This window comes from Streptomyces sp. NPDC086549 (assembly GCF_044746205.1).
Taxonomy (GTDB): Bacteria; Actinomycetota; Actinomycetes; order Streptomycetales; family Streptomycetaceae; genus Streptomyces.
In genome coordinates this window covers 21,912-43,547 of the sequence record NZ_JBIVBS010000035.1, presented here as the reverse complement: position 1 = coordinate 43,547, position 21,636 = coordinate 21,912, and the positions used below count along the sequence as shown (strand labels likewise).

21 protein-coding genes, 1 tRNA gene and 4 pseudogenes are annotated in these 21,636 nt (G+C 69.0%); 12 read left to right on the top strand and 14 right to left on the bottom strand.

Going from position 1 to position 21,636, the window contains the following annotated elements; all coding sequences use genetic code 11:
• Nucleotides 1–605: 605 nt before the first annotated feature.
• Nucleotides 606–2,112, bottom strand: a pseudogene (locus ACIPSA_RS49245) (DEAD/DEAH box helicase family protein); the annotation flags it as partial.
• A 155-nt stretch (nucleotides 2,113–2,267) separates the two neighbouring features.
• Here ACIPSA_RS49245 and ACIPSA_RS49240 point away from each other — a divergent pair.
• Nucleotides 2,268–2,864 (top strand): hypothetical protein, encoded by a 597-nt coding sequence (locus ACIPSA_RS49240; RefSeq protein WP_402648257.1) that lies wholly within the window; start codon nucleotides 2,268–2,270, stop codon nucleotides 2,862–2,864.
• A gap of 310 nt (nucleotides 2,865–3,174) precedes the next feature.
• A tRNA-Gln gene (locus tag ACIPSA_RS49235) sits at nucleotides 3,175–3,249 on the top strand.
• 121 nt (nucleotides 3,250–3,370) lie between these two features.
• On the opposite strand, the gene ACIPSA_RS49230 is transcribed toward ACIPSA_RS49235, so the two are convergent.
• Nucleotides 3,371–4,843: a protein kinase gene (locus ACIPSA_RS49230; protein WP_402648255.1), complete on the bottom strand. Its 1,473-nt coding sequence runs from the start codon at nucleotides 4,841–4,843 to the stop codon at nucleotides 3,371–3,373.
• 401 nt (nucleotides 4,844–5,244) lie between these two features.
• Between ACIPSA_RS49230 and ACIPSA_RS49225 the strand changes: the two genes are divergently transcribed.
• The 3 genes and pseudogenes from ACIPSA_RS49225 (at nucleotide 5,245) to ACIPSA_RS49215 (ending at nucleotide 6,865) form a co-directional block, all read left to right on the top strand.
• The gene (locus ACIPSA_RS49225; RefSeq protein ID WP_402648253.1) at nucleotides 5,245–5,454 is read left to right on the top strand and encodes a hypothetical protein; all 210 of its coding nucleotides are present in this window, start codon (nucleotides 5,245–5,247) and stop codon (nucleotides 5,452–5,454) included.
• Nucleotides 5,451–6,177: pseudogene (locus ACIPSA_RS49220) on the top strand (restriction endonuclease). Before ACIPSA_RS49225 ends, ACIPSA_RS49220 begins: the two are co-directional and overlap by 4 nt.
• A 181-nt stretch (nucleotides 6,178–6,358) precedes the next feature.
• Nucleotides 6,359–6,865 (top strand): suppressor of fused domain protein, encoded by a 507-nt coding sequence (locus tag ACIPSA_RS49215; protein WP_402648250.1) that lies wholly within the window; start codon nucleotides 6,359–6,361, stop codon nucleotides 6,863–6,865.
• An 18-nt stretch (nucleotides 6,866–6,883) separates the two neighbouring features.
• Here the strand turns inward: ACIPSA_RS49215 and ACIPSA_RS49210 are convergent, their stop codons facing one another.
• The 3 genes from ACIPSA_RS49210 to ACIPSA_RS49200 form a co-directional block, all read right to left on the bottom strand.
• Nucleotides 6,884–8,230: a hypothetical protein gene (locus ACIPSA_RS49210; RefSeq protein ID WP_402648247.1), complete on the bottom strand. Its 1,347-nt coding sequence runs from the start codon at nucleotides 8,228–8,230 to the stop codon at nucleotides 6,884–6,886.
• Between the two features lie 123 nt (nucleotides 8,231–8,353).
• Nucleotides 8,354–8,680 (bottom strand): helix-turn-helix domain-containing protein, encoded by a 327-nt coding sequence (locus ACIPSA_RS49205; protein WP_402648245.1) that lies wholly within the window; start codon nucleotides 8,678–8,680, stop codon nucleotides 8,354–8,356.
• A complete protein-coding gene (locus tag ACIPSA_RS49200; RefSeq protein WP_402648242.1) occupies nucleotides 8,680–9,030 on the bottom strand; it encodes a tyrosine-type recombinase/integrase in 351 nt (116 codons plus the stop codon). Before ACIPSA_RS49200 ends, ACIPSA_RS49205 begins: the two co-directional genes overlap by 1 nt.
• 487 nt (nucleotides 9,031–9,517) lie before the next feature.
• On the opposite strand from ACIPSA_RS49200, the gene ACIPSA_RS49195 reads away from it, so the two are divergent.
• The 4 genes from ACIPSA_RS49195 to ACIPSA_RS49180 all read left to right on the top strand — a co-directional run bounded on the left by ACIPSA_RS49195 (nucleotide 9,518) and on the right by ACIPSA_RS49180 (nucleotide 12,373).
• Nucleotides 9,518–10,105 (top strand): hypothetical protein, encoded by a 588-nt coding sequence (locus ACIPSA_RS49195; protein WP_402648240.1) that lies wholly within the window; start codon nucleotides 9,518–9,520, stop codon nucleotides 10,103–10,105.
• A gap of 389 nt (nucleotides 10,106–10,494) precedes the next feature.
• The gene (locus ACIPSA_RS49190) at nucleotides 10,495–10,761 is read left to right on the top strand and encodes a hypothetical protein (RefSeq protein WP_402648238.1); all 267 of its coding nucleotides are present in this window, start codon (nucleotides 10,495–10,497) and stop codon (nucleotides 10,759–10,761) included.
• 419 nt (nucleotides 10,762–11,180) lie between these two features.
• Entirely contained in the window at nucleotides 11,181–11,555 is a 375-nt protein-coding gene (locus ACIPSA_RS49185; protein WP_402648235.1) for a PadR family transcriptional regulator, read from the top strand.
• Between the two features lie 92 nt (nucleotides 11,556–11,647).
• Nucleotides 11,648–12,373 (top strand): hypothetical protein, encoded by a 726-nt coding sequence (locus tag ACIPSA_RS49180; RefSeq protein ID WP_402648232.1) that lies wholly within the window; start codon nucleotides 11,648–11,650, stop codon nucleotides 12,371–12,373.
• Nucleotides 12,374–12,822: 449 nt separating this feature from the next.
• Here ACIPSA_RS49180 and ACIPSA_RS49175 read toward each other — a convergent pair whose 3' ends face one another.
• Nucleotides 12,823–13,101 (bottom strand): hypothetical protein, encoded by a 279-nt coding sequence (locus tag ACIPSA_RS49175; protein WP_402648229.1) that lies wholly within the window; start codon nucleotides 13,099–13,101, stop codon nucleotides 12,823–12,825.
• Nucleotides 13,102–13,237: 136 nt separating this feature from the next.
• On the opposite strand from ACIPSA_RS49175, the gene ACIPSA_RS49170 reads away from it, so the two are divergent.
• Nucleotides 13,238–13,873 (top strand): hypothetical protein, encoded by a 636-nt coding sequence (locus ACIPSA_RS49170; RefSeq protein WP_402648226.1) that lies wholly within the window; start codon nucleotides 13,238–13,240, stop codon nucleotides 13,871–13,873.
• Nucleotides 13,874–13,929: 56 nt separating this feature from the next.
• Here ACIPSA_RS49170 and ACIPSA_RS49165 read toward each other — a convergent pair whose 3' ends face one another.
• Both ACIPSA_RS49165 and ACIPSA_RS49160 read right to left on the bottom strand, forming a co-directional pair.
• Nucleotides 13,930–14,379: a transposase gene (locus tag ACIPSA_RS49165; RefSeq protein ID WP_402648223.1), complete on the bottom strand. Its 450-nt coding sequence runs from the start codon at nucleotides 14,377–14,379 to the stop codon at nucleotides 13,930–13,932.
• Entirely contained in the window at nucleotides 14,301–15,083 is a 783-nt protein-coding gene (locus tag ACIPSA_RS49160; protein WP_402648269.1) for a transposase, read from the bottom strand. Before ACIPSA_RS49160 ends, ACIPSA_RS49165 begins: the two co-directional genes overlap by 79 nt.
• Nucleotides 15,084–15,129: 46 nt before the next feature.
• On the opposite strand from ACIPSA_RS49160, the gene ACIPSA_RS49155 reads away from it, so the two are divergent.
• Complete coding sequence (locus ACIPSA_RS49155) at nucleotides 15,130–15,279, top strand: hypothetical protein (RefSeq protein ID WP_402648274.1); 150 nt, start codon at nucleotides 15,130–15,132, stop codon at nucleotides 15,277–15,279.
• Nucleotides 15,280–15,356: 77 nt separating this feature from the next.
• Here ACIPSA_RS49155 and ACIPSA_RS49150 read toward each other — a convergent pair.
• The 5 genes and pseudogenes from ACIPSA_RS49150 to ACIPSA_RS49130 form a co-directional block, all read right to left on the bottom strand.
• Nucleotides 15,357–16,177, bottom strand: a pseudogene (locus ACIPSA_RS49150) (YceI family protein).
• A gap of 139 nt (nucleotides 16,178–16,316) precedes the next feature.
• Nucleotides 16,317–18,695: an MFS transporter gene (locus ACIPSA_RS49145; RefSeq protein WP_402648268.1), complete on the bottom strand. Its 2,379-nt coding sequence runs from the start codon at nucleotides 18,693–18,695 to the stop codon at nucleotides 16,317–16,319.
• Nucleotides 18,696–19,159: 464 nt separating this feature from the next.
• Nucleotides 19,160–19,417, bottom strand: a pseudogene (locus ACIPSA_RS49140) (alpha/beta fold hydrolase); the annotation flags it as partial.
• Nucleotides 19,315–19,854: an alpha/beta fold hydrolase gene (locus ACIPSA_RS49135; protein ID WP_402648221.1), complete on the bottom strand. Its 540-nt coding sequence runs from the start codon at nucleotides 19,852–19,854 to the stop codon at nucleotides 19,315–19,317. The gene ACIPSA_RS49135 and the pseudogene ACIPSA_RS49140, both read right to left, overlap by 103 nt.
• 163 nt (nucleotides 19,855–20,017) lie before the next feature.
• Nucleotides 20,018–20,533 carry an alpha/beta hydrolase fold domain-containing protein gene (locus ACIPSA_RS49130; RefSeq protein ID WP_402648265.1) on the bottom strand — a complete coding sequence of 172 codons (516 nt, stop codon included), beginning with the start codon at nucleotides 20,531–20,533 and terminating at the stop codon, nucleotides 20,018–20,020.
• On the opposite strand from ACIPSA_RS49130, the gene ACIPSA_RS49125 reads away from it, so the two are divergent.
• Nucleotides 20,416–20,964 carry a hypothetical protein gene (locus ACIPSA_RS49125; protein WP_402648263.1) on the top strand — a complete coding sequence of 183 codons (549 nt, stop codon included), beginning with the start codon at nucleotides 20,416–20,418 and terminating at the stop codon, nucleotides 20,962–20,964. The genes ACIPSA_RS49130 and ACIPSA_RS49125 overlap by 118 nt on opposite strands.
• Here ACIPSA_RS49125 and ACIPSA_RS49120 read toward each other — a convergent pair.
• Complete coding sequence (locus tag ACIPSA_RS49120; protein ID WP_402648218.1) at nucleotides 20,921–21,562, bottom strand: IS5 family transposase; 642 nt, start codon at nucleotides 21,560–21,562, stop codon at nucleotides 20,921–20,923. The genes ACIPSA_RS49125 and ACIPSA_RS49120 overlap by 44 nt on opposite strands.
• Nucleotides 21,563–21,636 lie beyond the last annotated feature (74 nt).

Below are 21,636 nucleotides of genomic sequence, written 5' to 3'. Positions count from 1 at the left end.
AACCGACGACACCGCCCTGCCCACCGAACTCACTGCATAGCCTCAAAACGAGATCACCGAGTGGCCGTCGATACACCACTCCAACGGACGTGACCTGGCCGCGGACCTGGGGGTCGACGCGGAGCAGTTGGAGAAGATCCGCGAGGGTAAAGCGCGTGAGCGGGGCGGGTTCGCCCAACGGATCGTCTGGACGGGCAATCGCTGACCCACGGGGCCGCTTCGCCCGTTCTTTCGGCGTCGTACGCGAGCGGGGAGCTGCGCTGGCAGGGCTGCGGGTGTTCACGGGTGCGTGTCTGACGTCTGGGGCTTTGTCAGGACGGCGTGGCAGACCCCGTGCAGTGGCAGCACGGGTGCGTCAGTGGCGGGTACGAGTCCGGCCTGCCGGGCGAGTGCGGTGATCTCGCCCGGGCCGATGCCGCGTTGGAAGGTCCCCTTGCTCTGGCTGGACCAGAAGCCGTCGTGGTGGGCCATCCAGCCGCCGTCGGCGGCGGCCTTGGCGATCTCCTCCGGCGAGCGGGTGACGACCACGACATGCGCGCCGGGCCGGGCGAAGGACGCTGCGTCTCTGCGACGGGGGAGTGTCTAAATTGACACACCCAGCGGACGTCTGAGTGGCTGCGCAGGCCGTTGAGGACGGCGGCCAGCGGGGCGTAGCTGGCGCTGGCGACCATGTCGGTGGGGTTTTCGCCGGGTTGGAGGAAGACGGGGACGAGGATCCGCGCGGTCTTTGTCGTCCCGTCGGGGTTTGGCCGCAGGGCTCGGCCGATGTTCTGGATGATGTCGATTTGGGAGCCGCGCGTGTCGGCGAAGCAGATGGCTTCCACGCCGCGTTCGCCGACGATGTCGACGCCTTCTCCCAGGACGCGGACGGAGGCGAGGAAGGCGCGGTGTACCCGTCGCCCGTCGGTGTCGATGCCGTTGGCGAACTGGTGGATGGTCTCGCGGCGTTCGGCGACGAGGTGGTCGCCGCACAGCCACGCCGACCACACCCGCTGCGGCGGCACATGCCGGCCTTCGTCGAGGTCGTAGAAGCGGGCGTCGATCGAGGACGGCGGCATCCGCTCCGCCGCGGCCAGAGCGTGGTCGGGCACCTCCGCCCCATATGCCGCGGCAGCCGTCTTCGGCAGGCTGTCCGCGAACGCCGCGGCTTCCTCGACCCGGTGATGGAACGTCATGACGGTGCGCAGGTTGTGCTGCGCGGCGTGCTCGAGCAGCGCGGTCTGCAGCAGTGCCAGGCGCCGGCCGCGCACCGCCTCCTCCGAGCCCTCGGACGCTTCGGCAACTGGGTCGGGGTCGTGGATCTCGAGGACGTCGATCTCGAAGGGGGCGAGGATGCCCCGCTCGATTGCCTCCGACAGTCCCAGCTCGTAGATCCACTCGCCGTAGGTGCCGTAGGTGCCGTCGGGGTCGGAGGTCATGGAGGCGATCTCCAGCTCCTGGTCGTCTGCGCTACGTAGGGGCTGGGGGGAGGCGAGGATGCGGGGCGTGGCGGTCATGTACAGCCGGAACCCGGCCGGGATGCGGGCCTGGTCGTGGATCGCCGACCACGGCCGGCCGACGTCCCCGGCCGTACGGTGCGCCTCGTCGATCACGGCGAGGTCGAAGCCGTCCATTCGCTGCCCGTACAGCCGCGGTCCGCCCGCCAGAGCCGTCTCCAGCGGCCCCAGGACGGCTGGCTGGCCTTGTGGGGTCGTCGGGGTCGTTCCGGTCCACCAGGGAGGCGTACGTCGCCAGGACCACCACCGGCCCGGATCCCGCCCACAGCGCGAGCTGGATCGCATTGGTAGTCGTGCGCACCTCAAGTGCGTCCAGGACGGCGTCGCCCTCCAGGGAACACACCGCGACCATGGGCCCGTGGTGGCCGACCCTGCGCCACGCCTGCGCGGTCTGCACCAGCAGGTCGAGGGTGGGCACCGTCACGAGGGTCCGCCCGCCCCGAAAACAGTCGAGCGCGGCTGCGGCAGCCGTGATCGTCTTCCCCGACCCGGTCGCGGACACCAGCGTGGCCCGCCGCCCCTCCTCGCCGATGGCTGACCGCGCGGGAAAGCCCGCCCAGGCACGGACCCGCGCGACCGCGGCCACCTGGTGCTCCCGCAGCTGAATCCCCGGCATAGTGGAATTCTCCCAGACCGCGTCCCTCCCCTCGGGGAGTACCGGTTCATCGCCTGCTACAGAGTCCGCCTGCTTCGTACGGGTGGCACAGCTGCGTCGCGTCTTCGTGTTCTTGATCCGGATGACGGGCGGCTCCCGCTCCACGGTGATGCGGTGTGCCCAAGAGCGGCTCCTGGGTACACCGCATCACGCGCCGCGAGCAATCAGCCGATACCGAAAGGCTGACCCATCTGGCCGAAGCCAAAGCCAGGCTGCTGGTACTGCTGCTGGTACGGCTGGCCGAACGACTGCTGACCGAACCCGCCGCCCCACTGCTGCTGGCCCTGCTGGCCCTGCTGGCCCTGCTGGCTCTGCTGCACCAGCGTCAGGATCGCGGTCGGCAGCGCCTGCTGCACCGACTGCTCGACAGCGCTGCGCACGCCCTGGAGCAGCGTCCTGTGCAGCGCCACAGCCAGGTACGGGTGGGCCTGGTGGGCCAGGCCCTGCTGCTGCAGCTGCTGCTGGACCTGCTGGATCTGCTGCAGCGTCTGCTGCATGCGCTGCGCGATCTGCTGGCTCGCCTGCTGGCAGGCCTGCTGGATCGTCTGCTGGACGACCTGCGCGAGCTGCTGCTGCGGCCCGGCGATCTGCTGGCCGAACTGCTGCAGGGGCGGGGTACCAGTCATCACCGACATGAATGCTCCATTCGATGCCATGGGAAAGCCAACATAAGAGATGATGTTGACCTTTTCGGAACGATTCCGACGCGCTGAAGCTAAGTTGACGTCGTGCTGCCCGCAACCGGGCGAGCCGCTCAGGAGGAGGAATCCTCCCGATCGGATTCGTGCGCCGAGCCCGCCCAGCAACCCAACCCGGATGACCACTTCCCGGGACCGACTGGGTCATCGACATGCTCCAAGTGCTTCACCCCCATAAAGGCAACCCAAGAGTCTGATCGACACGCCTGGCACGCAGCTGAGCAGCACGGCCGAAAATGTATAGATTAGGTACATGTCCACACTGCGTTGCCGGACGCGGTAGGGCGCGCTTCGACTGGCCGTGGCTCCCGCGGTTCGGGGCAAATGGGATATGGGGTAATTGGCAGCCCGACGGTTTCTGGTTCCGTTAGTTCAGGTTCGAGTCCTGGTATCCCAGCCAACTGGATGCCGCCCATCACGGCAGGCATCGAGTCAGAAGGGGCTGCTGTTCGGTTGCTAAGAGCAGCTGTTTCTGAGCCCTGCATGCCAAATTGAACCTGCCTGTGCCGTGGCGTCTACTGTCATGTCTGCACCGCGTACAGGTTGTGGTCGTTGCTGCCGACGTAGACCACGCCGTCGGCCACCGTCGGCGACGAATCCAACTCGCCTTTGGTGGGGAAGGCCCAGAGTTGTATGCCGGGCGTGCGGGTGGGACTCGGGGTGGCGGAGGAGCTGCTCTTGCCGCTGGAGTGCGAGCCGGAAGAGCCGTTGTCGAGAAACCTCCAGGTGGTGAGGGTGGTTGCGGCGGCGAGGGTGGTGCCGGTCAGAGCGAGCAGGGCGCGGCGCCGGGATATGAGGGGCCGGCGTTCGGGCGTATGGCCGTGCGGCGGCGGGATGGGGTCTGCGTGATGTTCTGACGGGCCGGATTCGCTGGTGCCGGGGGCGGGTTGTTCTCCGGTCTGGGTGGCTGCCTGGTGCGCCTCGGGTGCCGCGGGGGCGGTGGGAGATGCGGGTGGTGGGGGTGGCTCGGCGGACGGCGGGAGGGGTGCCTCCGACGGGCGGGGGTTCGCGGCGTCGGGCTGGGTGGCCGGGCGTGGCGCGGAGAGCGTCTCCGGTGGTGTCGGGGATGGGGTGCGGGGCAGGTCGGTGGAGGTGTGTTCCCTGACGAGTTGGGCGATCTGGTCGGGCATCCAGCCGGGTTCGGCGAGGAGCAGCGTGGCGGCGCTCGTCTGCCCGTCTGTGTCGTATGCGGTGCTCAGCCGGTCGAACAGGTCGGCCACGGTGGGCCGCTGGTCGGGCTGTTTGGCAAGGCAGGCGGCTACCAGGTGGCGCAGTTCCGGCGGGAGGGAATCCAGGTTCGGTTGCTCGTACACCGTGCGGAAATGCAGCGCATGCGCGGAGCCGGTGCCAAACGGGCCGACTCCGGTTGTGGTGTAGGCCAGTACCGCGCCGAGTGCGAAGATGTCGCTGGCGGGTCCGACGGTGTGGCCGGTGAGCTGTTCGGGGGACATGAAGCCGGGGGTGCCGATCGTCATGCCGGTGTGGGTCAGCGCGCTCGCCTCGCTCGCGACCGAGATGCCGAAGTCGATCACGCGGGGGCCGTCGGCGGCCAGGAGCACGTTGGAGGGCTTGAGGTCGCGGTGGACGACTCCGGCGGTGTGGATCGCCTCCAGGGCCTCGGCCAGTGCGGCGCCGAGTGCCAGGACCGGTTGGGGCGGCCAGGGGCCGTGCCCGGCGACCGCCTCGCCCAGCGAGAGGCCGGGGATATAGACGGTGGCCAGCCAGGGCGGGGAGCCGTCCGGGTCGGCGTCGACCACGCCGGCGGTGAAGGCCCCGTTGACTCGCCGGGCGGCGGTGACTTCGCGGGCGAAGCGGCGTCGGAAGTCGAAATCCCGGGCCAGGTCGGGGCGCACCACCTTCACCGCGCGCGGTGATCCGCCGGGCGAGCGCGCCAGGAACACCTGGCCCATGCCGCCGGCGCCGAGTCGTGCCACGATCCGGTAGCGCCCCACCCGCCGCGGATCCTCTGGCTCCAGGGCTTCGAATAATGCCACCCCACGCCCCCCTTGCCCTGTTCTGCGGCCCCCGGCCGTTAGCGTAGATGCCGCATCATTCCTGACATTCCCCTTCTGCTCAAACCACAGGAACGCGGGCGCGGACCGAGGTGACTCGGGCCGGCCGGACGTCCAGTTGCCCAGAGTGCGACCCCTTCAGAAGGTTCGGATCAGAGAACGGCCCTGGGAAGTACGACGGTGCGCCCAGAGCCCTGTACGTGACCGTGCGCGTCGCCGACCGACAGTCCGACCGCGTGGTATCCGGCCCAGGTCCGACTGCTTTATGTCATTCGTCGCCAACCCGCCTCCGCCGTCATGGAGGCGCGGCTACACAAGAAGGCTGGGGCGCGCACTGTCGTCCCTGCGGGGTGGTGTCCGGTCGTTGGGGGAGGTCTGGACGGTTGCTGACCATCGACGTGGCGGTGCTGCTCGCGGTCATTGTCGTCCTGCGGTTGCGGCGGCGTACGGAGGCCCGCAGCCGCTTCGACGAGAAGCTGACCGTCGTCATCGTCCTGGCGCTGGGCGTCCTGATCGCACCCACCCCGGCAGGCCATGGAATCGTGAACCTCCTGGGGCAGCCTGCGAGCGGCGTCACGCAGGCCGGCCGATGAGCCCCCGTCCGCGCAAGGGGCGCGGGGCGACCAGGCGCTCGCCGGCGCGGCGGCGTACCCGGAGGCCGGGTAGGCGGCGGCAGCGGACAGACGACCGGTTGATCGGTCTCCTCATAGCGGTGGCCCTGGTCATTGCTCTGGTGGTGGCCGTCGTCAACTGGCTGCTTGCCCACTGGTGGGTCTGATCGTCATCGGGACACTCGCTGTGCTGGCCGGCGGCGGCTGGCTGTACCAGAAGCAGCAGCGCGCACGGTGGGCAGCCATCCGCGCGCAGGGCCTGCGGTACGGGCTGTCCCACCTGGACGCCCTGCACCACTCCCGCTCGAGGACGCGGTACGGGACCTGATGCGCCGTGACGGCTGCCAGGACGCGGTGCGCGTCGGGGGCGGCGGTGATCTGGGCGCCGATGTGAAGGCCACCGATCCCTATGGGCGGCGCTGGGTGATCCAGTGCAAGCACCGCCGCAATGGCCTCGCCGGTTCCGCGGTGGGCACACCGGACCTGCAGGTCCTCAACGGAACCGCCCGCCAGGTCCACGGCGCTGACGTCGCGGTGATCGTGACGAACGGCCGGGTCACCGCGCCGGCCACGGCCTTCGCCAGGCAGCAGCGCCTCCACGTGGTCCGGCCGTGGGGACCAATCGAGCAGCCATTAACGGTAGCGACAGTTCCGCTTGTTGGCCGAGCGGGCGGTGACGCGAGACGCCTCCAAATCGGCCCGTGAGACTGGTGGGCTCGCATGTTGAGGTGTCGCGTATTCGTAGCTGACGTCGGCAGCCCGTGACGCTGAGTGAGCCGCCAGAAGTGGTCGATCGCGGTGGGATGATCGCGTGGTGAGTGATGCGAGGGTGTTGGCCGCGGAGGCCGTTGAGTCACATGTCCGGGCGTTCTTCGAGGGGCACTCCGTGGAGGTCGTCGACTACGACCTCGGGCCGGAACGGCGAGAGGTGGTGCCCGATCTGCGAGTTCTCGTTGTGGGGCCCGGTCCCCGCAGCGACGGCTGGGCCTATGTGACCGCCGGGTGCTGGGCCGCGATGGAGAAGGACGGTCATGGACTTGAGTTCGTCATGACGGCCCACGTCCGCGACCAGCGGTTCATCGAGCTCATGGCGATGATCACCTACTACCACTGCGGAGGACATCAGCTCGACCTGGAGCACAGCATGCCGATCGGTGAACCGTGGGTGCCGGGGTCAACCTGCGATCACCTGCTGATCAGCCTGCCCTATCTCCACGGACCAGACCTTGAACACTGTCCCGTTCCCGGGGGCCACGCGCGCATCCTGTGGAGCCTGCCCGTAACGACAGCCGAGATCGAGTTCCGCAGGCGTCACGGGCACGAGGCGTTGGAGCAGCTCTTCGACGAGGCAGAAATCATCCCCACCGATCCTTTCAGGGCGTCGGTTGCCTGAGTTTCCGTCCTCCGGCGGTCACCGATTGTGGTCGCCAGGAGCGTATCGGCTCCAGGTTCCGCCAGCCTCGGTGACCAGCCGGGTGGCGGTCTTGTCGTGATAGCCCAGTGCCTTCGCGATGACGGGGGCCGGGGCCTGCAGGACGAGCTGGCGGATCGCGGAGGCCCTGCCACGCTGCGGCGGGACGCCGATCTCACGCAGATGGACCTGGAGGCTGACCGGGTTCATCGGCTGTCCGGGCTGGCGGCCGGGGAAGAGCCAGTGGGAGCTTCTGCTGCTGGCGTAGGGCAGATGCTGGCGGGACAGGATGTATGCCCGCATCAGGTCCGCAACGGGCTCGGGGAGCGGGGAAGGCGGATCACCCAGCCGGACAGTGACAGTGACTCCGTCGTCGGTGATGTCGTCGATGGTGAGGCGAACGATGCGGCTGACGGGCTGGGCATAGACGAGAACGAGTGCGGCAACGACGCGGCTCCGCAGAGGTAGGGAGTCGTCGTTGAGGACCCGTCGGAGCATGGCGAGTCGGCGGTGCTGGTGCAGTGGCGCCTGGTCCTGGGTGATGACCTGGGGTGAAAGGGTGAGACGGGGCATACGGCCCGTCTTCATGCACAAGCGGAGGAAGGTCTGGGCTGGGCGCCGGGTGGCGAGCTTCTCGGTGTGCCAGGCGTCGAGGTCGGCCTGCCGGCAGTGCTCGATGGTGCGGCCCCGGCCGGCGAGCCAGGTAAGGAAGGCGCCAGCCTGGGTGGTCTCCTGCTTGGCCTGGTGCGTCTGAGAACGTCCCAGCGGCCCCTTCTCCGCCGTGGCCCGTAGTCGGCGCATCTGGTGCCAGGTAGCGAAGTGCCGGACAAGCCGGTGGTGTTCGGGGTCCTCAATGGTGGCGAGCCGTTCGGTCAACCAGCGCTGGTAGAGCAGGAGCTGACGGTCGACGCGTGGGAGGACACTGCTGTCCATCAGCAGGTCGCGCAGGTGAGTAACGGTTCGCCAGGGTGCTTCCTGGTGCAGCCCTTCATGGGTGAGCGGGATGCTGCCGGTGGCCAGGCCCCGCAGGAGACGGACGACGTTGGGATTGCGAAGCCAGATCAGTCGGCTCTTGGGCCGGTCCATCTCCAGCAGGGAGGTGATCAGTGGTTGCAGTGAAGGGGCGACACGGCCGGTGCCGTCGTCGAGGAGTCCGCCGAGGGTGTCGGCTAGGGTGCAGCGTTCGCAGAGGCGCCCGCCGAGCAGGAGTCCTTCGAAGCCACACCGGTCGCAGAAGAAGTTGCGGGTAATGCCTGCGCAGTCGCGACAGATCGGTGTGCCTGCGGTGTCCAGTCCGGGCAGCAGCCGGTCGGCTCGGCAGCTTGGGCAGCGGCCGTGGACGCGCATCGCGCGTTCGTAGCAGGTCCGGCAGACCGGACCGTCCGACCACTCTGCAGACTTCGCCGCCCGACGTCCGCAGCGTGCGCAGTTCCGGACGTGCCACCGCTCGTATTCCTCGGGAGTCATCGCTCACGCCTCGGGCGTCAGCCGGACCCGTGTGGGTCGGCGGGCGGCCAGGTTGATGGGCGCCTCCTCGCCGACGGCCCGGCGGACCGGAAGGTTCTGAGCCGAGGTGGCGATCAGGTCGGCAGGCGTGCAGTCGAGGATGTCGCAGAGGGTGGCCAGCACCGGTAGGGACAGCCGTTCCGGGGTGCCTGAGACCAGACGGTGGACCTGGGAGGAGGACAGCGTGATGCCGCGTTCGGTCAGGTGCGGCATCAGCTCGGCGACGGTGAACATGCTGCGGGCGGCCATCAGTTCGCGCAGGCGCCACCGGTAGCTGATCTGGCGTGGCATCAGGAGGTCCTTTCCGGCCGCAGAGCGGCCTCGATGGTGGCGTCCAGGACGCGACGCAAGGAGCGGGTGCGAAAGTCGGAGGAGACGCAGGTGTAGATCGCAGTGGTCGAAGCATGGTCGTGGCCGACCTGCTGCTGGACGAACAGTGGATCGTGGCCGTCCTCGATCAGGTGGGTGATGTAGGACCTGCGCAGCGAGTGAAACTCCAGCGCGGGGTCCAGGCCAACGGCGTCCCGGTAGGCGGCGAAACGGGAGTCCAGCCGCTGGACCCCGGCCCGCGGGCCTCTCTCGGACGGCCAGAGGCCCGGCCGGTCGAATGCCGCATCCCAGGCCGCACCTCGCTGATCCATTCCTCGATCGTCCCGGGTGTCCACTGCCAGACGGTCAGCACGCTGCGACGCTTCGGTGGCGACCCCTTCTTGGCTTTGCCGTAGCGGACCAACACGGTGCCGTACTCACCGAACTCCCGGCCTAGTTCGAAGGTGACGAGCCCGGTGTCCTGCCAGGAGTCCTCAGAAGCTGTCCTACGTTTTAGGCGCGGGCCTCAGCCGGCTCCGTGCTGCCTTCGCTGTACGTGCCGGAGGCGCGGCGGTGGCTGTCGACCTCGACGGGCCGTATCGCGCTGGAGGGCTACTCGTGGATGCAGGCGGTCCACTGGGTCGCGGGGGCCGGCCTGTACGAGCCGCGTCGACACCGGTCGCACGGGCCGCGCAAGTTCGGCGTGACGACCGTGCGCGTTGCCCAGGAGCTCCCGCAGCTGTTCCCGTGCCGCCCGGGCATCGAGTACCTGGTGCGCCGCACTGGCCTGTCCGAGCGCTCGGTGGAGTACCACCTGGGATGCTGCGGGAGGCGGGGCTGCTCGCGTACATCGTGCGCGGGACCCGGGTGTCCGGTGAGACGGCGCAGGCGAGCGAGTTCGCGCGGATGATCCCGGTGGAGTTCGACCGGGCGCTGGGGATCCGTACGGCGCTGCGGGACGAGACCGCTCCCGTGTACACGCGCGCGATGACCGGTATCGCGGACGCCGGCCGGGAGTTGATGGCGAAGCTGTCGAAGATGGCGGCCCGCAAGGTCCGCAAGCCTCGGGCGAAGTCGTCCTCGAAGGCCCCTGCGAAGGGTGCCCGGAAGGGTGCTGATCAGGGCTCTGTGACGGCTGTTTCGGATGAGGTCCGTTGCACCCCAATGCGGGTCGGTTCCTCAGCTGTTTCCACTGCGGGTACTACTTCCTTCCCCCCTGAGAGCAAGCTCGCAAGCGGGGTCAGCAAGTCCCCCACCCCGAAGAAGTCCAAGGGCAAGGCCGGCGGTCGCCGGAAGCTGAACAAGACCGGCCCGCTTCCAGCTGGCGAGGGAGCTCACCCAGGAGCTGGGCTGGCTGCGCGGCTGCTCGGTGCCCCGGATCGCCTGGGTAGCACGGGAGGTCGCTGATGCGGGCTGGACGGTGACCGATGTCAGGGGCTGGCTGTACCTGCGGGGCGAGGCGGCCCACGTCCGTCGGGGGTCCGGTCTGCTCGCCGTGCTGCTGTCGTACGCGGTGACGGTCCTGGACACCCCCGCCAAGCGTGCCGCCGCGGTGGAGCAGTGGCGAGGCGCCCAGGAAGCCGCGCGCCGCCACCACATTCAGCGGGTCCGCGCTGAGCGCGAGCGGTACGAGGGCGACTGGGAGGCACCGTCCAGCCTCTCCGTCCGGCGCGAGGTAGAGGCCGCCTTCCGGGTCCTGCCGGCCGGCGCCGCGCCCGCGCCGCGCCCGCGCCCCGTACGACGGAGCCCGCCCGGCGGCCGCGGCCACGCCCGAAGCGCCGTTGAGGACAGGCGAGTTGGCGTCCGAGGGCTACCACCAGGCGCTCGCCGCGCACCAGGCCGTCGCGCCCGCGCGGCGGGTGGACCCGGGCATCGCCAAGGCAGTCGAACGGCAGACCAGGGCGATGCGCGAGCTGAGCAGACGCGCGTTCCCGCATCCGGAGACGTCCTCGCAGGAGCAGCCGGCCCCGATCGAGCAGGCCCGCCTCCAGCGCCGCCGCGAAGCCGAATCCACCCGCGCCCTGGCATTGCGGCGGGCCCGTGCCGAGCGAGCGGCCCGGTAGGACAGGCCTGCGGCCGGACAACTCGAGGGCGCAGGGGGCGCGGTGGGGTTGGAGCGCATGCTGCCTCAAAACACGTTGGTTGAGGCTGCTACGCCTGATTCGACCGATCCGAGTGCGCAGGATGCGCAGGAGCAGGGCGGACTGTGTCCACGAAGGAGACTGCGTCGGCACGGGGGTGGACGTGACATCGGCCCGTAAGCAACGTCCCCGGGGGTCAAGGCCCAGGCTCCATGGGGCTTCAGCCGGACGATCGTCCCCATGGGCTATAGGTGAGGCCGGGCAGACTGTCCCCTCCGTAACTGCCTACAGATGAACCGCACGTTGACCTGGCACGACTACAGGCCCTTCCCCTCCATGCGCCGGCCTGGGAGGTACACGTGCAAGGTTTATCTCTACCTAGCCCTTGGTAGAGATAGAGCATGGTTGGGAAGAAGGAAAAGGCCGAGGAGCCGCCGAGCCCGCGTGCGATGCGGATGACACCGCAGACGCAAGCAGTGCTGCGGGCGTTGCTGGTGAATCCAGCGGAGGAGTTGTACGGGTTGCAGATCTGTTCTGCGGCGGAGCTGCCGTCGGGCACGATCCATCCGATCCTGGTCAGGTTGGAGTCCGCGGGGTGGCTGGATTCCCGGTGGGAGGATGCCGATCCGAGTGAGCAGGGCCGGCCGCGGCGCCGGTACTACCGGCTCAACCCCGATGGCGTGGAGCGGGCGCGGAGCGCTCTTGCGTTGGCCTCTGCGAAGCGCAGTGCGTTGCGTGCCCTGCAGCCGGGGCTCGCCACAGGGACCGCCTCGTGAACCGCGCTCGTGGTGGTCTCGTTCTCTGTCTCTGTCTCTGTCTGGTCCCCTTTCTGGCCCTCTGGCTGAGTGTGGGACACACGGTCGTGGTCATGGCCATGATCGGTGGTTGGGTCGGCGGGCTGCGTCTTGCTCGTGGCCTCGGCGGGCTCGGTCTCACCCGCAGTCTCGGTTTTGTCCGCGGGTTCACTCTCTGCGCGGGTGTTGGCTTTGTCGGCGGGCTCGTTGGGGGCGGGGCCGTCGACTTTGGTGACAGCCTCAGCGATTTTGTTGGCGGCCTGATCTACTTCCTTGCCCTCAGCTTCGGCTTCGGGCTCGTTCTTGGCCTGGCCGGCGGTCTCACTCGCACCCGCACCTGCGGTCTCGGCCTCATGCGCAGCCTCGGCCTTGCCCCGGGCGTGGCCCTCGGTATCGGCTGCGTCTTCGGATCGTTCGGCGATATTGCCGCAGCCTCTTCCGCCCTTGGTCTGTTCCTCGCACTGTTCCACGGGCTTGTCCGTGGTTTTGATGGTGTTCGGCGTGGGGCCGCGAGGCTGTTCACGGCTCTTGAGGTGCAAGGAGCTGACCCGCAGCCCGGTGATGTGCTGGTACGAGTGGCGTGGTGCGCAGGATGGTTAGTGGGTTTGGCAGTGCGAGTGGTGCCAGTGGAGGAGCAGGCGCGGTACGGGGAGGAGTGGCGGGGGGAGTTGTGGGATCTCGCGGGCGATGCCGGTCGGCGACGCCACCAGACGGTGCACGCGATGCGGACACTCATGGGTGCATGGCCGGTCCGGCGCAGTATCGGTGAGGGACGTCGGAGCACGGCGGGCGGGAGCTGAGTGCGGTGAGTGCCAGGACTGCAATCAGTGCCGGGGTGGGGGCGGCCACGGGAGTGGGAGGGGCGGTAGTCGGCGGCTGGCCGGCTGTAGTAGTACTCGGTCTGCCGGTCGTGGCAGTTGCGGCGCTGCTGGTATGGGTACTGGTTGATACTGGCCGCACCCGCCGGATGATCGATCTGATCCAGGCAGCCCGTACCCCGGTTACCCAGCCCCCGCCGACATCTCCCGGGACTCCGGCGCTACCTCGTGCAAACGTCCGCGCGAGGGAGACGTCGTGGCATCTCTCCCGGGCCACCACCGGACTTGACCGCGATGTGCAACACCCTGGCGACGCCACCATCGACGGCCTCTCCTGACAGCGCACACGCCGTGAAGCCTCGTGGGCTTGATCCCCCGGAGCTCGCCTGATGGGGCTCCCTGAATTCGGCCACCCCGTGATCGGCCCCGCCTCAGAGTTGCTCGGCTTGATTCCCCATCCAGAACCGCGCTGACCTGCGGACGGGCGTCACAAAAGAGGAGCCGCCGCGGTCGGCTTCCAGGAGAGCCTTGTAGCCGACCGCGATCTCCTCGGCACTCAGGTGCGGATCGGAGCTGGTCAGCAGGTATGTGCCGTCGAGACGCTCCTCGGCTTTGACCTTGGCACGGTCGATGGCCAGCTGCCCGTTCTTCGACGTTCTCAACCACCGCTTCAGGGTGGGGTGTTCGATCAGCGCGCACTCGGCGCGCACGTGGGTCTCCGCCCGTTCGCGTGCCTTGGCTGTGGCCGCGCGTGTGGCATCGCGTTCACGCTGGACACGGATCCGCTCCAGTTCGACACCGCGTGATGCTGCAAGGAGGCCTGTCTGATCTCTCTGGAGCGTGAACATGCCCCGGCAGTCCCGTATCGCGCACACGGTGCTGCCGGAGCTGCGCGAGCGCGGCGTACTCGGCTCGACCGAGACGACCAGTGCGGCCGGGCGGATGACGGGCCTGGAGTGCGGGGTGATCCCGATGTACCGGGCGCAGCAGGCCGGGGACGGGCGGCATGTCCTGGCGCTGTCGCGGGTGGAGCTGGCGGTGCTGCTGAAGCTGATCGAGGTCCTGTTCGCGCCGGGCTGGACGCACAAGGACGGGCGGATGACTCCGGCCGGGATGCTCGCGGACCGTGCGGGGCGCGGGGCGGCCACGGACCGGCTCGGGATGCTGCTGATGGTGCTGTCGACGAACTCCAAGGTCTATGTGCCCTCCGACACGCATGATGCGCTGTGGAGCGGTCTGCTGCACAGCGACGACCGGGAAGCCACCATTGAACGGATCGTCGGCGTGCTCCCTGAGCTGCTCCCGGACGATGCGCGCATCGACGGAGTCGACTGCCTCACCGAAGTTCCGCCCGCAGGCGGGACGCTGCCTCGCTTCGCGTACCGCTACCGGATCCCGGTCTCGGGCGTGGTGGCTTTGTACACGAGAGCGGGAGTCGTTTGTCGACGGCTTCGGGAGTCACCGCGCGGGCCGGTCCCTTGATCAATGTCGACGAGTTTGGGGTTCTGGCACAGATCTTGGGGAGCGGTCGCGGAGCGTCACTGGAGCAGGATCATCTTGCGGAGTAGTTCGAATCCGGCGCGCCCGTAGAGCTGCCTCTTGATCTTCTTGATGCGGTTCACGGCGCCTTCGGTGCCGCCGGAGCTCCAGTGCAGGGTGAGGCCGGCGGTCACGGCGTCGAAGTCCCGGAGCAGGTGCAGTGCGAAGTTGGTGAGGCCGGGCAGGTGGCTGGCATCGACGGCATCTATCCAGGTGGGAAGCGTGGCACCGAGCCGGTTGGTGAGGATCTCGCCGAAGCCCCGGACATGTTCCGCCGTGGCGTCCAGTTTGGGGCAGCGCGCCAGGACGTCCTTCAACGCAGCGCGTTCGTCCTCGCTCAGGGCTGTGGGATGGCGGGTGAGCCAGCCGGTCACCTGCCGCACCGATGGCGGCGGGGGCGGTGCTTTTGGCGGTGTGGTGGGCGAGGTGGCGATGTAGGCGCGGACCATCTGGTAGGTGACGGGAGCATGCTCGGCGAGGAGTTCGCCGTGCAGGCGGGTGACGCTGGTGCAGCCCCGCGGCGAACCGTCGCTCGAGATAGGGCTTGTAGGGGTCCAGTCGACTGGGCCGTGGCCGGTTTTCGCAGGGTCTCTTGCCAGTTCGCGGCGCGGGCATACCGCAGCACGGTGTTGAGCCCCCATCCCAGATGCCGGGCGATGGCCCGACGTGAGTGTCCCTGCGCAAGCAGATCGTGGACCAGGGCGTGCGCGGCCTTCTTGCGCTGAGCCCTGCGTCCGTCAAGGTCTGGGCTGACACGCACTGCTCCGTCGTGCGGCGTGTCAACTCCTTCCGATAGAGGAAGAGTTGGGGCGCGTAGGCAGTCGCGGTGGGCGGCGACGCAGGTCTCCACGGCCCGGCCGATCCCCTGCCGCAGATGGAACCGGTCGGCGACCTGCAGGGCGTCGGGAGCGCCGAGCCGGGCGCCTTCGGCAGAGGCATAGGCACCGGCGCGGTCCCGGTAGATGATCTCCACACTCGGGTGGGTGGTGAGCCACGCAGCCAGCGGACCCGCCTCGCGGGTCGGGAGCACATCGATCACGCGGTGGGTTTCACCGCAGGTCAACACGGTGGAGTAGGTCTGTCCCCGGCGGGTTGCGAAATCGTCCACGCCCAGCACGCGCGGCGTGCTGGGCTGCGGGTCCGGCAGCGCCATGACCCTGCGCAGCAAAGTCATCCGTCCTGCATGGAAGCCCAGTTGAGTGGCCAGCCGGGCGCCGGCGGTCCTGTTCATGGAGTGGTCCGCCGACTCTGAGGCGAACACGGCCGAGCACGGCGTGGACACGTTCGTCTTCCGTGACGGCCTGATCCAGACCCAGACCAACCGCTACGCGCTCACCTCGAAGTCCTGAGCCCGCTGGAGTTCAAGTTCGCCTCCGTGTCGAGGGCATCGCACCTCGTACTGGCGGTGGACGGGGCGCGGATCGGGTCAGTGGGTCGGCAGTGAGGTGCCTTGTGCTGCTTGGATGTCCAGCTCCACCCGCAGTGTGGTGCCGATGCCTGCCTGCAGTACTTGCTTGTAGGTCATGGCGAAGTCCTCGCGCCGCAATTCAGTGGTGGCCCGGAACGCCGCGCGGGTGCCGCCCCAGGGGTCGGGGCCGGTGCCGAGGTAGGTCACATCGAGGTCCACCGGGCGGGTCAGCGCGTTCATCGTCAGCTCGCCGCGGATTGTCCAGCAGTCCGGGTCGGCCGGGGTGACGTCGCCTGTGCCGCGGTAGGTGATCTCCGGGTGCGTGTTCACGTGCAGGAAGTCCGCCGAGCGCAGGTGGTCGTCGCGCATCGTGTTGCCGGTGTTGATGCTGGCCGCGGTGATCGTGGCCTCGATCTGTGACTGCCGGACGTTCTCGGCGATCTCGATCCGGCCGCGAAATTGCGTGAAGTGCCCCGCACACTGGAGATTCCCAGGTACTGCACCGTCGCGCCGACCGCGGAGTGCGCCGGGTCGATGGTCCAGGTACCCGGTGGTGGCAGCTCGACGCCACCCTGCCGGGCCAGCACCAGATTGCCCAGATCCGCCCGGCCCGACGACGGGACGATGGCGGTGGAGGCGGTCGGCTGGTAACCGACTGCTGTGACGATCACCGTGTAGGTACCCGGCGGCAGCGGCTCCGTACGCACCACCCCGTCGTCATCGGCGCTCGCCCGAAGGACCTGACTACCCGTCATGTCTGTGACGGTGAGCATCGCGTGCTGGACCGCCCAGCCGTCCTGGGTCCGTACGCGGACACGAAGGCCGCTGTCAAAGGTCATTGCTGCTCCTGATCGTGCTCTTGGTTCCGGCCCGACGGCCTGGTCGTCCCGGCCGCCGGCGGCCGGCCGGAACCCGCTTTCTCCCGAAACCGGCCCCGGCATGTCCGCGTGGGAGTGCGCCGGCCGGTCCTCTGCCATCTCACTGGTCCGGGTGGGCCAGCTCCATGTCGTAACCGCTCCGCCCGGGGCCCTCCAGGGACAGCGAGGTGGCCACGGGCGCGTATCCGCCGGCGGTCAGTGTGTACTCGCCGCTGTCCAGATCGGTGAAGGCGTACGAGCCGTCGTCGTCGGTGATCGCCGTGCCCGCGACATTGCCCGCGGCGTCCACCAGCGTGACCCGCGCGTCGGGCAGCGGCCGACGGCCGGCCCCCGCCCGCACCGTGCCCCGCAGTACGACACCGCGGCTCAGGTCGACCTCGAGGTGGGTGACGCCCTGGTCACCCACCTCCACCGGCAGCGCGAGCGGCTGGTAGGAAGCGGCGCTGACCGCCACGGTGAAGGTGCCCGCGACCAGCTCGTCGAAGGTGAAGGCACCCGACTCCCCGGTCGTGTCCGCGGCCAGCACCTCGCCGCGGACATCAGTGACGACGACCATGGCTTGGGCCACCGGCTTCCCGTCGGCCGCATCGCGCACCAGGCCTTTGAGGCCGCCGGCACCCGACAGGACGACGTCGTAGCCGAGCGGTTCCTCCCCCACGACCAGGGTGGACGCCTGCGGCTGACGCCCGTCGGCCGCCGTGATCAGCACGTAGCTGCCGCCGGCCGGAGCGGTCAGTGCGTATCCGCCGTCCGGGCCCACATGGGCGCGGCCCAGCTGTGTGCCCTGCAACGAGATCAGGGTCAACGTGGCCGCTGTGACCGCGGTGCCCGTGCCGTCGCGCACGAATCCGTGAACGACCGTGCCGGTCATGTCGTTCAGGGGAGTCTCCCGGCCGGACGGACCCGAGAGCGCCGCGGTGTACCCGGTGGCCGGCTGCCCGACAGCGGCAGCGCCCGCATGCACGAGCTGCGGCTCGGAGCCCGGTTCCCGGACGGTGACCCGGGTGCTTCCTGCCGCGACGGGCGAGGCGGCCGGCTGTCCCGGCCGGTTGCGGATGAGGAGGACAGCGGCCGCGCCGCCTGCCAGGATCGCCGCACCCGGGATCAGCACGGCCAGGTGCAGTGCCCCGGAGAACGCCTCGCCGACGGCCGCGGTGATCGTCTCCCGCAGGGCGGCGGAGGCGTGGGATGCGGGCGCCCCGCTGCTGACCGCGGCGGTCAGCTTCTCGGCGACGGACCGCGGCAGGCCCCGGCCGGTCAGCTGGTCGGGCAGTCGGGACGTCAGCCCGCTGGTGAGGATCGTCCCGGTGACGGTCGCCCCCAGCGTGCCGCCGACCTGGCGGAACAGGTTCACGGTCCCGCTGGCCATGCCGCCGTCGGCGTGCGGCACGCTGATCACCGACACCGCGGTGACCAGGGGAAGGATCAGCCCTGCCCCGGCCCCGAACATCGCCATCAGGATCCCGGCGGTCACCAAGGACGTCGACGGGTCCTGGTTGATCATCAGCAGGTTGCCGGCCGCGGCGAGCAGCGCACCGATCCCCAGCGTCGCCTTGAAGCCGATCACACGTGCCAGCGGAGCGGCCACGAAGCTGAAGATCACATAGGCCAGCATCAGCGGCAGCAGCAGAAGACCCGCCTCGAGGATCGTCTCGTGCCGGATCCGCTCGAGGTAGAGCACCTGGGCGAACGCCGTGGCCACGAACCCGTACTGCGCGAACAGCGCGACCACGTTCGCCGTGGCGAACGACGGAATGCGGAACAGGCGGAGCTTCAGCATCGGCGTGCGTGTACGCGCCTCGACCAGGATGAATGCCACCAGCGCCAGCGCGGCCACGACGAACGCCCAAACGGCCCGGGCCGACCCGAAGCCCGAGTGGCCGCCGTCGATGACGCCGTAGTTGAGAGCGCCGATGGCTGCCACCGCGAGCACCAGGCCCGGGGGATCGAGATGGCGGCCGGGGTGCCTGCTTTCGGCGACGAAGCGGGGGGTGAGGAGCAGCACGATGGCCGCCAGGACCACATTGACCAGGAACACCGCGTGCCAGGAGTAACGCTCGAGGATCACTCCGGCGGCTATGGGGCCGAATCCCAGGCCGATGCCGGAGACCGCGGCCCAGATGCCGACTGCCCTGGTCCGCTCGTGCGTGTCGGTGAACAGGTGGGTGACGATCGACAGGCTGTTGGGAAGGACCGCCGCCCCGCCCAGACCCATGATCGCCTCCCCGGCGAGGACACCGGTCGAACCCTGCGACAGGGAGACGGTCAGGCTTCCCGCGCCCAGCAGCAACGCGCCGAGGGCGAAGATCCGGCGGCGTCCCACGATGTCGCCGACCGTCCCGGCGGACAGGACGAAACTGGCGACCATCACGGAGTAGATGCTGGCCATCCAGACGAGGGTCGAGCTGGGGACGTGCAGGTCCTGCTGGATCGGCGTCAGGATCGCCGTCGTCTGTGTGATGTTCACGAACATCACCATTTGTCCGAGGCAGGCGACGAGGAGTCCGATCCACCGCCCTCGGGCCCGCTGGGGCGTCGACCTGTCGACAATCGCCCGGGTGACAGGCGCTTCGGCGGCGTGGCTCGCCATGCACGATCCTTTCCAGGTTGGTTTGCTTTTCAAACTCTTGCGCCGACCAACCTAGCCAGCTGAGTTTGAAAAGCAAACTCAGAAGGTTGGGAGATGCCGCGGTCGGGCGCGCACCCCCGTCCATCCCGGGTGCGGCTGCGGCGGCGCGAGACGCAGGTCACCGACCGGCGACGCGGCACGGGGGACTGCCGTAGCTGGATCGCCGCCGCGATGCCGGCCTGTCCGCGGGCCTCGTGGCGCACGGTCGGCCGCGTCCTGGGCATCTCGGAGCGCCTCGTGGTGCGCCGTGCGGCACCGCTGCTCCGCGGCGGAACGCTGCGTGCCACAGCCGTGCGCAGTCCCGTACGGTTCCCTCATCGCTCTGGTCCGCGCGGGCAAGCCCACGTCGATGCGGTCGACGAGGCTCCGTGCCCGGAGTCCGGGTAGATGATCAGCTGGGCGTTGGGCAGGTGCTGCTGCAGGATGAAGGAGTTCACGGTGGGAACCATCACGTCCTTGTGCCCATGGATCACCAGGACGGGCTGGGCGATGAACGCGAGGTCTGCGTACGGCTCGCCGTGCGGCTCTTTCCAGTCGGCGATTGCCGCTCCCTGCGCCTTCGCCGTCTGCCAGGTCGTGTTCTTGTCCCGGTTGACCGTCCGCTCCTGGCGGCGACGCCAGAAGGCCTCGCCCGCGGCCTGACCCGCGCAGAGGGCGGGAAGAAGAGGAACTGGAAGTCTTCCAGCTGGTCGACCTCGTTGCGGGTGGCGACATGGTTGACGTCGAGGTGGCGTTCTCTGGTGTCCCCGGCCCGCGGCTGGGTTCCGGCCAGAACCACGCGGCGCACGGTGTGCGGTTGCTGCAGCGTCAGAGCCTGGACGACGTAGCCGCCGATCGAGAAGCCGAGCACGTCATAGTGGGTGAGCCCGATGGCGGCGGCGAAAGTCGCCGCATCCTTTGCCTGGGTCTCGACTCTGTCCGGGGTCTGGCTGTTCGTCTCGCCGACGCCGACGTTGTCGAAGAGGACGACAGGCCGGCCGCCAGGCCGTCGGTAACCATCGGGTCCCAACTGTCCATGTTCCCGCGAAAGTGCGGTAGGAACAGCACCGGTGTGCCCTGCTCCGCCCCGAACCGGCGGTAGGCGAACCTCACCCCGTCGGCCTCCACGTACCGGGTGGAGGCAGTGACGTGCGTCTGACGTTCAGTTATGGATTGCGTGGTCATCCTCAGCCTCACTGATCGATCGACTGCGCCAGCGTGCCGGCACTTTGGCCCGCGTTCGCCTGCACGAAGCTGGCGATGCTACTCAGAGCCTTCGCCGTCTCGGGCAGCTGGGCGATGTTCTGGAACACGTGGAAGGCGTCGTCGTACTGTTCGAACGCGACGTCGTTGCCATAGCGCTTCAACGTCTCGACGAGCCGCTGGACTTCGTCGAACAGAGCCTCACTGGCGGCAACCTGGACGAGCGTCGGTGGCAGGCTGGTGAGGTCCGCATAGATCGGCGAGACGTACGGCTCAGAAGCTGTTGTCTTTCCGAAGTTGAAGACTGCGTTTCCGCTGGTCGGGCGTAGGGTCGGTGGTCCCGTGGGAGGAGTGGCCTGTCGTGCTGTCGCTTCCCGGGAGGTCGTGGATGCCGTCGGTGGTTGGGTTGTTGGAACAGCGTGAGCTGGGTGCTCGCCGTCGTGTGGACGAGCTGCGGGAGGAGGCCGACCGCATCCAGGCCGAGCTGGACGTGGCCGAGCGGGAATGGAAGGAGTGGGCCATCGCCCGCTCGCGGGTCGGCGAGGTGCTGGCCCCGGCGGACGAACCCATGCAGGACCACGCCCGGGCCGCGCAGGCCGCCGAGGAGCGGACCGGGAAGAACGCGCAGGTGCCGGATGCGGCGAAGGCGAAGGCGAAGTCGCAGGTGCCGGTGTGGCGTGAGGGGCTGGACAGGTCGGTGCCGTCGGTGGACTACCAGCGCATCCTGCAAGTGCTCGCGGACCGGTGTCGGCTCGGTCAACGGCCGCTGACGTGCCAGGAGATGGCCGCCTTGTTCGGAATGGACCTGGCGCCGGCGCGGGTGGAGGCGCTGCGTTCGAAGGCGAAACGCCTGGTCGCGCGCGGCTGGCTGGCCGAGCCTGCGCCGGGCCGGTTCACGCCTGCTGCGGGCGTGAACGGGCAAGGCGGCGGGTCATGAGCAGGGTCATCGACCAGTAGACCATCACCTCGGCGCTGGTGGTGCGCCGCTCGTAGTCGCGGGCCAGGCGGCGGGTGCGCATCAGGTGGGCGAAGAGGCGCTCGACGATCAACCGCTTGGGCAGGACTACGAAACCGTGCATGTCGTCGCTGCGTTTCACGATCGCCAGGACCAACGCGAGCGTGGCCAGGCAGTACTCGACGAGGCTGCCGGTGTAGCCGCCGTCGGCCCAGACGAGGGCCAGTCGGTGATGCACGTCGGCCACCTGCTCAAGCAGCACCCGGGCGGCGGCGCTGTCGCCGACATCCGCGGCGGTGACCATCACCCCGAGCAGCAGGCCGAGAGTGTCGACCACGACGTGCCGTTTGCGCCCGTTGACCAGCTTGCCGCCGTCGAACCCGCGACTGTCCGCACCGACAACAGCGTCCGCCTTCACCGACTGCGAGTCGATCACTCCTGCCGTCGGCTCCGCGTCGCGGCCCACCTTCTCGCGGACCTGGGCACGTAGCCGGTCGTGGAATTCCTTGACCAGGCCATGGTCGCGCCAGCGGCGGAAGAACGCGTACACCCGGTCCCACGGCGGGAAGTCGGTCGGCATCGCCCGCCACTTGATGCCGTTGTCACAATGCCGTTGCTTGAGAGGTGCAAGTAGTTTCTCCCAGGCCCGGTGAC